The following is a 12,554-nucleotide window of genomic DNA, read 5'->3' on the forward strand; positions in this document are numbered from 1 at the left end:
CGTCAGGCACCGTCGGGCTCCGGGGTGCTCAGCAGCCGCTCCAGGGTGTCGAGCAGGTCGTCGGCGCCCTCCCCCTCGGCGGCGATCACGACCTCCTCGCCGTGGCGGGCGTCGAGGCCCAGCACGGCCAGGATGCTCTTGGCGTTCACGGGAGTCCCCCCGCGCTTGGCCACTGTGACGTCCATCGGGGCCTTGGCGGCGGTCTGCACGAACAACGCGGCCGGTCGCGCGTGCAGACCCACCCTGGACTCGATCTTGACGTTACGCTCGGTCACAGCAACTCCTCGGTAGTTCCCGTCGGCAGGTCGGTACCGCCGGGTCTCGGCACACTCTCAGCCACCCGGTACCCGCAGCGCGGGCCCCGGCACAACATCCACTTCACTCAGGTCGGCCACGACGCGGTCGGCGGCGGCCAGCGCCCGCGCCGGAAGCGTGGTGGTGACGCCGACGCAGGTCATGCCCGCGGCCTTCACCGCGTCCACGCCCGCGGGCGCGTCCTCGAACCCCACGGACCGCTCCGGCGGCGCGCCCAGCCACGCGCAGGCGGTCAGGAAGGGTTCCGGGTCGGGCTTGCCCGCGGTCACGTCGTCGGCGGTGACGACGGCGCCGAAGCAGTCCCGGACGCCCAGCTCCTCCAGCATCCTCTCGGCGTGGACGCGCTGCCCCGACGTGGCCACGCCCAGCGGGACGCCCGCGTCGCGCAGGCGCCGCACCAGCTCGACCGCGCCGGGGATGGGAGCGACGGCGGGCGAGTCCGGGCCGTGCCGGTAGGAGATCGCCTGCTGGACGAGCTCGTCGACGGTGCGGCCGGGGAACAGGTGCAGCAGCTCGGCCAGCACGTCCCTGCCGCGCCGTCCGGCGAACGAGGCGATCAGGTCGGGGCTGTGGGCGACCCCGTGCGAGTCGAACAGCCAGGCCCACACCACACGGCTGCGCGGTTCGGTGTCGATCAGCGTCCCGTCCAGGTCGAACACCACCGCGGCGGGGCGGACCAGCACCAGCGGCTCCCCCGGCTGCGTCAGCTCCAGACGAAAAGCTCGGCCCCCCTCTCGACGGCACCCGACTCCACCACGGAGCTGAGCGCGTCCTCGCCGGCGTCCAGCGCCACCACGGCGGTCACGGGGGAACGGCCGCCCGCCTCGATCGCGGCGGGGTTCCAGGCGACCAGCGGCTGGCCGGCCACCACCCGGTCGCCCTCGGCGGCAAGCAGCTCGAAGCCCGCCCCCTTGAGCTGGACGGTGTCCACGCCGAGGTGGACCAGGACCCCGTGGCCTTCGGCGTCCACGACCACGTACGCGTGCGGGTGCAGCTTGACGATCGTGCCGTCCACGGGGGCCAGCGCGTCGCCGGGCTCCCTGACGGGGTCGATCGCCGTGCCGGGACCCACCATGGCCTTGGCGAACACCAGGTCGGGCACGCCGGCAAGCCCGACGGCCGTGCCGCCGACCGGCGACAGAACTCGCGTCATCGCTACGGCTCCCTGGGGTAGGGGATGGTGAGGGGTTACTGAGGGTGACAGTTGGGTATCCGCGGGGTCTTCCGTGGCCGGAGGGTCAGTGGATGTCGTCGATCAGAGGATGTCCTCGATGTCGCTGGCGATCGTGTCGGCCTCGGGGCCGACGACGACCTGGACGACCCGGCCGCTGCGCATCACGCCGTAGGCGCCCGCCGCCTTCAGCGCCGCGTCGTCCACCTTGGCGGGATCGGACACCTCGGTCCTGAGCCGGGTGGCGCACGGCTCGATCTCCACGATGTTGCCGGCGCCGCCCAGCGCCTTCACGATGGCCTCGGCCTTGTCCATGGTCTCTCCTGCGGAGGGTTAGGGGGATCCGGTCGCGGTCGTCAGTCGGTCTGGGTCACCTTGTTGAGTCCTCGGGGAACGTCGGGGTCGGCGCCGAGCCTGCGGGCCAGCGCCTCGACCAGGATCTGCCCCGGGACGATCAGTCCCAGCGGCGCCACCCACTCGGGCAGGTCCGGGCCGGGCAGCGCGCGCGAGCAGGCCGCGGCGAGCCCGGGGCCGCCACCGACACCGTACGCTCGGGCGCCCGCGTCGCGGACCCGGTGCGCCAGCGCCACCGTCCCCGGCAGGGTCGGCCCGGAGTCCGCCGCGACCAGCAGCGCCGGGGTCCGGTCGTCCACCACGGCGATGGGCCCGTGCAGCAGATCGGCGTACGACAGGCCCATGGCGTGCAGGTAGCACGCCTCTTTGATCTTGAGGGCGAGCTCCAGGGCGGTGCCGAACGCGATGCCGCGGCCGGACACGACCGTGCCCTGCACCTCCGCCAGTTCCGCCACGATCTCGGGGAGCTGGTCGGACGCCTCGGTCAGCTCGATCAGCCGGGCCACCTCGTCGGGCGCCCGGCGCAGGTCGGCGATGTCAAGCGGTCCGCCCCCGCCCGCCGGCCCGCCTTCCTGGGCGCCCAGCCCGATCGCGAGGACGGCGAGCGCGGCGAGCTGGGTGGTGTAGGTCTTGGTGGCGGGGACGGCGATCTCCGCCCCGGCCTCGGTGATCAGCGCTACCTCGGCGCTCTCGGCCAGCGGCGAGCCGTCCCCGTTGGTGATCGCGACGGTCCTGGCGCCGCAGCCGGCCGCCCAGTCCAGGGTCTCGACGATCTCCTCGGTCTTGCCGGACTGGCTGATCGCGACGGCCAGCACCCCGTCCAGGTCCAGCCTGCCCCGGTAGGTGGTGGCGATGGACGGGGCCGCCAGCGACGCGAGCCGCCCGGCGTGCGACTCCACCAGGTACCGCCCGTACACGGCGGCGTTGTCGGACGAGCCGCGCGCGATGAACAGCACCTGCCGGGTCTCCCCGGCCAGCGCGGCCAGGTCGGGGACGCGCGGCAGCAGCGCGTCGATCGTCCTGCGCAGCGCCTCGGGCTGCTCGCCGATCTCCGCGCGCATCCTGGTGGTGGTCATCGTCATGCGTCCCCCCGCCGGTCTCTCGAGTACACCTCATGCCCCGCGATCCAGGTGGCACGCGCTCGGTGCCCCTCGTCCAGCCACACCAGGTCGGCCGCGGCGCCGCGGGCGATGCGCCCCAGGTCGGGACGGCCGATCAGGTCGGCGGGCACGCGGGTGGCCGCGTCGACGGCGGTGACCGGGTCCACCCCGATCCGCACGGCGTTGGCGATCGCCTCGTCCAGGCGCAGCGCGGAACCGGCGATCGTGCCGTCGGCGCGGAGCGGCGGGCCTTCCGCGGGCATCTCGATGGGCTCCCCGCCCAGGTCGTAGGTGCCGGGCGGCATCCCGGCCGACGCGGCGGCGTCGGTGACCAGCACGACCCGTCCGGCCGCCGCCTGGAACACCAGCCGGCAGGCGGGCGCGGACACGTGGTGCAGGTCGAGGATGAGGCCGGGACTCAGCCGGGTGTCGGCGAGCGCCTGCACGGCCACGCCCGGATCGCGGTGATGGACGCCGGACTGGGCGTTGAAGATGTGGGTGACCTTGCGCGCCCCGGCGTCGGCCGCCGCGGCGACCTGGCCGGCGGTCGCGTCGCTGTGCCCCACGCTGACCAGCACTCCGTTGGCCACCAGGGTCCGGATGGCCTCCAGCGCGCCGTTCCGTTCGGGGGCGAGGGTGACCAGCTTGACCAGCCCGGTCTCCAGCAGCGCGCCGATCGCCTCGGGTGTGGGGTCGGTGAGGTACGCGGCGTTGTGCGCGCCCTTGCGCTTCTCGGAGAGGAACGGCCCCTCCAGGTGGACGCCCAGCACGCGGGTGGTGTTCTCCGGCAGCGCGGGCAGCAGGTCGCGGGTGCGGCGCAGCGCCCCGACCAGCGCCTCGACGGGCGCGGTGATGAACGTGGGCAGGAACGAGGTCACCCCGGTCTCCGGCAGCCGGCTCACGACGGTGCGCCAGCCGGCCTGGTCGGCGTCCACCATGTCGAACCCGTAATACCCGTTGACCTGGAGGTCGACGAGTCCGGGCGCCAGCGTTCCGCCGTCCAGCTCGACGTCGGGCGCGCTCCCGGGACGTCCCTCGCCCACGTCGACCACCACGCCGTTTTCCATCCGGACGTATCCCGGGGACAAGACGCGGGTAAAGCCATCCTCAGGGGAGGCAATCACGCTGCTAGCGGTGACCAGAAGTGATGCCATGAGCGCGCACTCTCTGTGACTCCGTGAACACGGATCGCCGCCTTGGCGGCGTACTGGTCTAGTCCGGACTAGACCAGTACGCACCATATCCCACAAGTCAACGAAACAGATAGAGCGCCAGCAAACCGACGTTCCACGCTTCGGTCCGCTGGATCGCTCCGGATCTCTTCGGGGGAGGTCGTCGGACCTTGGGCTCCATGGCGTACGAACACGGCACCGGCCGGGACGCGGCGGGCGGCGCGGGCGGCACCGGCACGGCGGGGGGCGTCGGCGGGACCGGCGGGCCGGGCACGTCCCCGGCGCTGCTCGGCGACGACGGAAGGGGCGGGCGGGGCGGCGCGCGGCGGGGCCGCGGTGGCGGCTGGCCCGCGGCGTTCACGGTGCTGCAGCGCATCGGCCGCAGCCTCATGCTGCCGATCGCGACGCTGCCGGCGGCGGGGATCCTGCTCCGCCTGGGCCAGGACGACCTGCTGGGCCCGGACGGGCTCGGCTGGACGAGGGTCGCCGACGTGTTCGCCGCGGCCGGGGGCGCGGTGATGGACAACCTGCCCATCCTGTTCGCGGTGGGGGTGGCGATCGGCTTCGCCCGCCGCGCCGACGGCTCCACCGCGCTGTCGGCCGTGGTCGCCTACCTGGTGTTCGACCGGGTCACCAAGGTCATGTTCGCGCACTCGGAGCAGCTCCGCGACTCCGTGACCACCGCCGGGCCGGCCCTGGGCGGGTCGCCCACCGGCGCCCAGGCCATCGACCTGGGCGCCCAGAACCCGACCCAGGTCCTGGGCGGGATCGTGGTGGGCCTGCTGGTCGCCCTGCTCTTCCAGCGCTTCTACAAGACCAGGCTGCCGTCCTGGCTGGCCTTCTTCGGCGGACGCCGGTTCGTCCCCATCGTCAGCGCGGCCGCCGCGCTGCTGCTCGGGGTCGCGTTCGGGCTGGTCTGGCCCGCGCTGGGCGGCTGGATCGACTCGTTCGGCGAATGGATCACCGGGCTCGGCGCGGCCGGCGCGGGGATCTACGGGGTGGCCAACCGGCTGCTGCTGCCGTTCGGCCTGCACCACATCCTCAACTCGCTGGTCTGGTTCGTCTTCGGCGGCTACGAGGCGGCGGGCGGTGTCGCGCACGGGGAGATCGACCGCTATATGGCGGGGGACCCGGAGGCCGGAAGGTTCCTGGCCGGGTACTTCCCCGTGCTGATGTTCGGGCTGCCGGGCGCCGCCGTGGCGATCTGGCGGGCCGCGCCCCCGCACCGGCGCGGCGCGGTCGGCGGGCTGATGGTGTCGGCGGCGCTGACCGCGTTCGTCTGCGGCGTGACCGAGCCGATCGAGTTCTCGTTCATGTTCGTGGCGCCCGCCCTGTACGGGATCCACGTGGTGCTCACGGGCGTGTCCACGTACCTGATGGCGGCGGTGGGCGCGCAGCTCGGGTTCAGCTTCTCGGCCGGGCTGATCGACCTGCTGCTCAACGCCACCAAGGACAACACGCGCGAGCTGCCCCTGATCGTCGGGCTCGGGGTGGTCTACTTCGTGCTGTACTACGCGGTCTTCAGCTTCGTCATCCGGCGCTTCGACCTGCCGACCCCGGGCCGCGAACCGGAGGAAGACCCCCGCTGAAGGCCCCCCGAACGGCCACTGACCTGGAAATTCTCATCGCGGGAGGCGTCCCTGGCGAAATCCGGTCGTTATTGAATCATGCATTGACATGCCGTCGCGGGCTGTGGTCTAGTCCGGCCTAGACCAGTACGACCCAGTATGACCCAGCACGACCACGCACGAACAGGCGAACACGGCGAAACGGAAGTCCCGCCGCTCTGACCCGGCCCGCGAGGAAGCCCGTGACGACCATCGACCCGCACAGCCCGGTGCCCAAGTACTTCCAGCTCCGGGGCATTCTCCTCGACATGATCGAGGGGGCGGAGCTGCCGGTCGACGCGCCGATCCCGTCCGAGAGGGAGCTGTGCGCCCGGTACGGGCTGTCCCGGATGACGGTCCGCCAGGGCGTGGACCAGTTGGTGGCGGAGGGACGGCTGTACCGGGTCCCGGGCAAGGGCACGTTCGTGGCACGTCCCAAGATCGAGATGCCGCTCCGGCTCGTCTCGTTCACCGAGGACATGCTGTCGCGCGGGCTGCGCCCGGGCGCGGTCGACCTCGACCGCCGCACCGTGCCCGCCGACGCCCGGCTCGCCCGCATCTTCGAGGTCGAGCAGGGCACCGACATCCACATCATCGAACGGCTGCGCACCGCCGACGGCGAGCCGATGGCGGTGGAACGCTCGCACATCCTGGCCTCGCTGGCCCCCGACCTGCTCGACCGGAGGCTGGCCGACCGGTCCCTGTACGGCGTCCTGGAGGCGGTGTACGGGCTGGTCTTCGACGCCGGCGACCAGACCATCGACGCCGGGCTCGCCGACGCCACCGAGGCCAGGCACCTGCAGATCCCCCGGGGCAGCGCCGTGCTGAACCTGCAACGCCGCTCCTACTCCGGGGGCGTCTGCGCGGAACTCGGCGTATCGACCTACCGGGCCGACCGCTACCAGATCCACACCGCTCTCGGAAATCCGCCGAGACGGACGTAAACCGCCCGTCCGGGCCCTCGTCTCCAGCCCGAACAGGCCGGCCGCACCAGCGCCGGTCACCCCCCGATATTGGAGGAGCCCCTGATGAGTTCGACAACCGCAGTGGACGGGACCGCTGCGCCACGTCCAGGGTCGAAGACGCTGGCGGTCCTGCAGCGCATCGGCCGCAGCCTGATGCTCCCGATCGCCGTCCTCCCGGCGGCTGGGCTGCTCACCCGGCTGGGCTTCGGCGACGTCATCGGGAACGACCAGACCAAGGACCCGTGGATCGACTTCGCGGGCACGTCCTGGTACCCCAGCGCCGGCCAGATCGCGACGGTCCTCCAGGCCGCGGGCGGCGCCCTGTTCGACTGGCTGCCGCTGCTGTTCGCGGTGGGCATCGCCGTCGGCTTCGCCAGGAGGTCCGATGGCTCGACCGCGCTGGCCGCCGTGGTCGGCTACATGGTCTTCCACTACGTCAGCATGAACGTGTTCTTCATCCGGTTCGACGAGGCACTCAAGGCCGGGATCACCAAGAACCTGTACAACCCGGATAATCCCGCCGAACCCCAAGCCGTCCTCGACCTGGCGGCGCAGAACCCGACCAGGGTCCTGGGCGGCATCGTGATCGGGATCGTCACCGCCCTGCTCTACCAGCGGTACTACCGGATCAAGCTGCCCACCTGGCTGGCCTTCTTCGGCGGCCGCCGGTTCGTCCCGATCATCACCGCGTTCGCCGCGATGATCATCGGCATCGTCTTCGGCTTCGTCTGGCCCTTCCTCGGCAAGTGGATGGCCTCCTTCGGCGAGTGGATGGCGGACAACAGCACCGTCGGCGCCGGCGTTTACGGCGTGATCAACCGGCTGCTGCTCCCGCTGGGCCTGCACCACATCCCCAACAACGTCGTCTGGACGCAGGTCCCGGAGTGCACCGTCAACGGCAAGACCTACGCCGGCGACCTCATCTGCTACGCCAACGGCGCGGACGGCGCCGGCTGGTCAATGGCCGGTTACTTCCCCGTGCTGATGTTCGCCCTGCCTGCGGCCGCACTGGCCATCTGGCGGGCGGCGCCCCCGCACCGCCGCAAGGCCGTCGGTGGCATCATGTTCTCCGCCGCTCTGACCGCGTTCGTCACCGGTATCACCGAGCCCATCGAGTTCGCGTTCATCTTCGTCGCCCCGATCCTGTTCGGCGTGCACGCCGTGCTCACCGGCGTCTCGATGGCCATCGCGGACGCGCTGAACATGAAGCTCGGCTTCAGCTTCTCCGCCGGAGCCATCGACATGCTCATCAACGCGTCGAGGGACAACACCAAGAACCTGTTCGGGCTGATCGTCCTGGGACTGATCTACGCGGTCATCTACTACCTGCTGTTCAGCTTCCTGATCCGGGCGCTGAACATCCCGACCCCCGGCCGGGAACCCGAGGGCGAGGAATCCACCGCCGCCGACCCTGCCGCCCAACCCGAACTCGCCGGCGCCGCCGCGCCCGCGTCGTCGGCGTCATCCACGCCGTCCTCGTCGTCGGGTGAGACGGCCTCGAAGGAGAACAAGCCCACAGACGGCACGACCTGAGGGTCCTCCCCCCACGCCCACAGGAGGACTCGTCCCCAACGGCGGCGGGCGTCGCCCCCACACACGACGCCCGCCGCCGTTCTCCTTTGGCCTTCGCGTGGCCGCATGAGGTCACGCGCGTATCAAGCGGTGGGCGCGTGCCTCTGGTGGTGGTGGACATCGCCGCCTCCCGAGGAGCCCCCATGCGCGAAACCCGCCATCTCCCGGCCCTTGTACCCGGACGCCCCGCGACGCGCCGTCCCACCGTCGTACGGATCAGCGCGCGGATCGGACCCCCGCGCACCGACGGCGCCCTCGCGCTCGCTCCTGGGAACGCGGCCCGGGAACGGCGACGAACGCACCTGTCGGTGGTCGGCGCGCCGCCTCCACGCGAGACCGCCGAGACCACCCTCCGGCTGATCATCGAGGTGCTCGCCGGGACGCGCCCTCCCCGGCACCTCGCCGGACGCGCCGTCCCGGACGTGTGGCAGGGCCTGGCCGTCCAGCGGACGCCCGCGCGGCGGACCCCGGTGGCGCCTCCACGGATCCTGCGGACGTGGCTTCAGGACCTCGTACCCGGCGCCCTGGAAACGGGCGCCGTGGTCAGGCTGGGCGGCCACGTCCACGCCCTCGCCGTACGCCTCGAACACACCCGAGGCGACTGGCGCTGCACCGCCCTGGAAACCACCATCCCGGCCGCCCAACGGGCGCGGTGACCGACCAGCACCAGCGCCTTCGCCCTCGCACCGCTGTCGAATAAGCGTCGGCCCCGGAAGGGGAATCCTTCCGGGGCCGACGCTTCGGTGGCCACTGGACGGCGACTACCGGTTGCGCGGGTCGCCGTGGCAGCGCTTGAACTTCTTGCCCGACCCGCAGGGACACGGGTCGTTGCGGGAGACCCCGGCGTACTGGTCCTTGGAGTCCTCGCTGTGGTGCTCGACGCCGCCCTCACCGTCGACCGTCGGGGCCGAGTAGTCCAGCTTCTTGGCGCGCTTGGGCTTGTCCAGGCCCTTCGCCTTGATCTGCGGCGTCTCGTCCTTGGGCTCCTCCGCGTCCTTGGCCTTCTTCTCCGTGGAGACCTTCTTCTCCGTGGAGACCTTGCCGGACGGGGCGGACTTGGACACCTCGACGGGCTCGGCGCCCACCGTGGGGGCCGCCGGCTGCTCGTCGACCTCGACCTCGAGGTTGAACAGGTAGCCGACCGACTCCTCCTTGATGCCGTCGAGCATGGCGTTGAACATGTCGTAGCCCTCGCGCTGGTACTCCACCAGCGGGTCGCGCTGCGCCATCGCCCGCAGGCCGATGCCCTCCTGCAGGTAGTCCATCTCGTACAGGTGCTCGCGCCACTTGCGGTCCAGCACCGACAGCACCACGCGGCGCTCCAGCTCCCGCATGACCTCGGGGCCGAGCTCCTCCTCGCGCTTGTCGTACGCGGCCTGCGCGTCCTCGCGGATCTTCTCGGCCAGGGTCTCGGCGTCCAGCGCGGAGATCTCGCCGACCTCCTCGACCAGCTCGTCCACGGTCACCGAGATCGGGTAGAGCTGCTTGAACGCCTTCCAGAGCTTGTCCAGGTCCCATTCCTCGGCGAAGCCCTCGGCGGTGGCGCCCGCCACATAGCCGTCCACGACCTCGTCGATCATGTTGCGGACCTGCTCGTGCAGGTCCTCGCCCTCCAGCACCTTGCGGCGCTCGGCGTAGATGACCTGGCGCTGCCGGTTCAGTACCTCGTCGTACTTCAAGACGTTCTTGCGCATCTCGAAGTTCTGCTGCTCCACCTGGCTCTGCGCCGACTTGATCGCGTTCGACACGATCTTGGACTCGATCGGCACGTCGTCCGGGATGTTCAGGCGCGTCATGATCGACTCGACCCTGGCGGAGTTGAACAGCCGCATCAGGTCGTCCTCCAGGGACAGGTAGAACCGGGACTCGCCCGGGTCGCCCTGCCGACCGGAACGACCGCGTAGCTGGTTGTCGATCCGCCGCGACTCGTGCCGCTCGGTGCCCAACACGTACAGGCCGCCGGCCTCCACGACCTTCTCGTACTCGCCCTTGACGGCCTCCTTGGCCTTCTCCAGCGCCTCCGGCCAGGCCGCCTCGTACTCCTCGGGCGTCTCCAGCGGGGACAGCCCGCGGCCGTGCAGCTCCAGGTCGGCGCGGAAGTCGGGGTTGCCGCCGAGCATGATGTCGGTGCCACGGCCGGCCATGTTGGTCGCGACGGTGACCGCGCCGATACGGCCGGCCTCCGCGACGATCGCGCTCTCCTGCTCGTGGTGCTTGGCGTTCAGCACCTGGTGCGGGATCCCGCGGCGGCGCAGCATCTTGCTCAGCCGCTCCGACTTCTCCACCGAGGTGGTGCCGACCAGGACCGGCTGGCCCTTCTCGTGCCGCTCGGCGATGTCGTCGACGACCGCCTCGAACTTGGCCTGCTCGGTCTTGTAGACGACGTCGGCGACATCGTCGCGGATCATCGGCTCGTTGGTCGGGATCGGCACGACGCCGATCTTGTAGGTCTTGTTGAACTCGGCCGCCTCGGTCTGGGCGGTACCGGTCATCCCGCTGAGCTTCTCGTACAGCCGGAAGTAGTTCTGCAGGGTGATCGTGGCGAGGGTCTGGTTCTCGTCCTTGATGGCCACGCCCTCTTTGGCCTCGATGGCCTGGTGCATGCCCTCGTTGTAGCGGCGGCCGTGCAGGATGCGGCCGGTGAACTCGTCCACGATCAGGACCTCGCCGTTCATGACGACGTAGTCCTTGTCGCGCTTGTACAGCTCCTTGGCCTTCAGCGCGTTGTTGAGGAAGCTCACCAGCGGCGTGTTGACCGAGTCGTACAGGTTGTCGATGCCGAGCCAGTCCTCGACCTTCTCCACGCCGGACTCGGTGATGCCGACCGTGCGCTTCTTCTCGTTGACCTCGTAGTCACCCGGGCCGTACTGGTCCACCTGCCCGGCGGTGCTGATCAGCTCGGCCCGCTTCAGCCGCGGGACGATCTTGGCGAACTCGGCGTACCACTTGGAGTTCTGCTCGGCCGGACCGGAGATGATCAGCGGCGTCCGGGCCTCGTCGATCAGGATCGAGTCGACCTCGTCCACGATCGCGAAGTGGTGGCCGCGCTGGACGCACTCGTCCAGGCTCCAGGCCATGTTGTCGCGCAGGTAGTCGAACCCGAACTCGTTGTTGGTGCCGTAGGTGATGTCGGCGTTGTAGGCGGCGCGGCGCTCCTCCGGGGTCATCTGCGGGAGGATGACGCCCACGTCGAGGCCGAGGAACTGGTGCACACGGCCCATCCACTCGGCGTCGCGCTTGGCCAGGTAGTCGTTGACGGTGACGATGTGCACGCCGTCGCCGGTCAGGGCGTTGAGGTACGCGGGCAGCACCGAGGTCAGGGTCTTGCCCTCACCGGTCTTCATCTCCGCGATGTTGCCGAGGTGCAGCGCGGCACCACCCATCACCTGCACGTCGTAGTGCCGCTGCCCCAGCACGCGTTTGGCCGCCTCACGGGCGGTGGCGAACGCCTCGGGAAGCAGGTCGTCCAGGGTCTCGCCGTCGGCGAGGCGCTCCCGGTACTTGTCGGTCAGCTCGCGCAACTCGGCATCGCTCATCTCGAGGAAGTCTTCCTCGATCGAGTTGACCTGATCCGCGAGCTTCTTGAGCTTGCGCAGGGTTTTTCCCTCGCCCGCACGAAGGATCTTATCGATGACTGGCGGCACTCTCGGAGGCTCCTTGCAGATCGTGGGTCACCGCTTCGGGCGGCACGCACACCACACGTACGATGCCATCGTAGGCGAGACCCAGAATGGTCTAGGTCACGTCGCGACGCAATCCGCGCGGCGCGTCCCGTTTGGCTTTCCGGGTGCGAGGAAGACCCTTCGGTGCGGTTCTAAGGCCCCATCGGGATCACTCGGTCCCGGTACACGGATCGAGGGGAGCGTGAAATGTCCGAGAAAGCCCCCGGCACCCGGAAGGACGACGACGGCTCCGAAGAACAGCGGAAGGCGCCGCCCTCCGGCTCAGAGGACAAGTACCTTCCCGAGGAGAGCCACGGCTCGCACGCCGGCCGCCCCGGTTCCTGGGTGGCCGTCGCGATCATGATCACCGGCTTCGTCGTCGGCGGGGTCGCGCTGACCATCGGCCCGTCCTGGGTCATGTTCTGGATCGGCGTCGCGATCATCGTGGTGGGCTGCATCGTCGGCGGGGTAGTGAAGATCTTCTCCGATGTCGTGGTGGACGCCCCGAGGGTGATCCCCGAGATCGTCGACTACTCCGTCTTCGGCAGCCGCTCAGCCAAACGGCGCGGCGGCCGGGCCGGTGAAACACTCGACAAGCCCGTCCACACCGATACCCAACACACCCCGCACGGTTGA

Annotated in this window: 12 protein-coding genes; 5 read left to right on the forward strand and 7 right to left on the reverse strand. The window is 70.6% G+C overall.

All coding sequences use genetic code 11. The features are described 5' to 3' along the window. Window positions 1–2 precede the first annotated feature (2 nt). The 6 genes from QSK21_RS06535 to nagA all read right to left on the reverse strand — a co-directional run bounded on the left by QSK21_RS06535 (window position 3) and on the right by nagA (window position 4,094). Window positions 3–275, reverse strand: coding sequence for an HPr family phosphocarrier protein (locus QSK21_RS06535; protein WP_285694372.1), 273 nt, complete (start codon window positions 273–275; stop codon window positions 3–5). 57 nt (window positions 276–332) lie between these two features. Continuing rightward, window positions 333–998 carry an HAD family hydrolase gene (locus QSK21_RS06540; protein ID WP_285694373.1) on the reverse strand — a complete coding sequence of 222 codons (666 nt, stop codon included), beginning with the start codon at window positions 996–998 and terminating at the stop codon, window positions 333–335. Window positions 999–1,018: 20 nt separating this feature from the next. Further along, window positions 1,019–1,468 (reverse strand): PTS sugar transporter subunit IIA, encoded by a 450-nt coding sequence (locus QSK21_RS06545; RefSeq protein ID WP_285694374.1) that lies wholly within the window; start codon window positions 1,466–1,468, stop codon window positions 1,019–1,021. 102 nt (window positions 1,469–1,570) lie between these two features. Continuing rightward, entirely contained in the window at window positions 1,571–1,801 is a 231-nt protein-coding gene (locus tag QSK21_RS06550) for a PTS sugar transporter subunit IIB (RefSeq protein ID WP_285694375.1), read from the reverse strand. A 41-nt stretch (window positions 1,802–1,842) separates the two neighbouring features. Next, window positions 1,843–2,922 carry an SIS domain-containing protein gene (locus QSK21_RS06555; protein WP_285694376.1) on the reverse strand — a complete coding sequence of 360 codons (1,080 nt, stop codon included), beginning with the start codon at window positions 2,920–2,922 and terminating at the stop codon, window positions 1,843–1,845. Continuing rightward, entirely contained in the window at window positions 2,919–4,094 is a 1,176-nt protein-coding gene (gene nagA, locus QSK21_RS06560) for an N-acetylglucosamine-6-phosphate deacetylase (RefSeq protein WP_285694377.1), read from the reverse strand. Before nagA ends, QSK21_RS06555 begins: the two co-directional genes overlap by 4 nt. 197 nt (window positions 4,095–4,291) lie before the next feature. On the opposite strand from nagA, the gene QSK21_RS06565 reads away from it, so the two are divergent. The 4 genes from QSK21_RS06565 to QSK21_RS06580 all read left to right on the forward strand — a co-directional run bounded on the left by QSK21_RS06565 (window position 4,292) and on the right by QSK21_RS06580 (window position 8,912). Further along, on the forward strand, window positions 4,292–5,701 hold the full coding sequence (locus tag QSK21_RS06565) for a PTS transporter subunit EIIC (RefSeq protein WP_285694378.1): 1,410 nt from the start codon (window positions 4,292–4,294) through the stop codon (window positions 5,699–5,701). 221 nt (window positions 5,702–5,922) lie between these two features. Beyond that, complete coding sequence (locus QSK21_RS06570; RefSeq protein ID WP_285694379.1) at window positions 5,923–6,663, forward strand: GntR family transcriptional regulator; 741 nt, start codon at window positions 5,923–5,925, stop codon at window positions 6,661–6,663. A gap of 84 nt (window positions 6,664–6,747) precedes the next feature. Continuing rightward, on the forward strand, window positions 6,748–8,217 hold the full coding sequence (locus tag QSK21_RS06575) for a PTS transporter subunit EIIC (RefSeq protein ID WP_285694380.1): 1,470 nt from the start codon (window positions 6,748–6,750) through the stop codon (window positions 8,215–8,217). Window positions 8,218–8,399: 182 nt separating this feature from the next. After that, window positions 8,400–8,912, forward strand: coding sequence for an Rv3235 family protein (locus tag QSK21_RS06580; protein ID WP_285694381.1), 513 nt, complete (start codon window positions 8,400–8,402; stop codon window positions 8,910–8,912). A gap of 105 nt (window positions 8,913–9,017) precedes the next feature. On the opposite strand, the gene secA is transcribed toward QSK21_RS06580, so the two are convergent. Next, window positions 9,018–11,900, reverse strand: a complete 2,883-nt coding sequence (secA, locus tag QSK21_RS06585) for a preprotein translocase subunit SecA (RefSeq protein WP_285694382.1) — start codon at window positions 11,898–11,900, stop codon at window positions 9,018–9,020. A 225-nt stretch (window positions 11,901–12,125) separates the two neighbouring features. Here secA and QSK21_RS06590 point away from each other — a divergent pair, with 225 nt between their 5' ends. Next, window positions 12,126–12,554: an HGxxPAAW family protein gene (locus QSK21_RS06590; protein WP_285694383.1), complete on the forward strand. Its 429-nt coding sequence runs from the start codon at window positions 12,126–12,128 to the stop codon at window positions 12,552–12,554.

This window comes from Actinomadura sp. NBRC 104412 (assembly GCF_030269515.1).
In the GTDB taxonomy this organism is placed as follows: domain Bacteria; phylum Actinomycetota; class Actinomycetes; order Streptosporangiales; family Streptosporangiaceae; genus Spirillospora.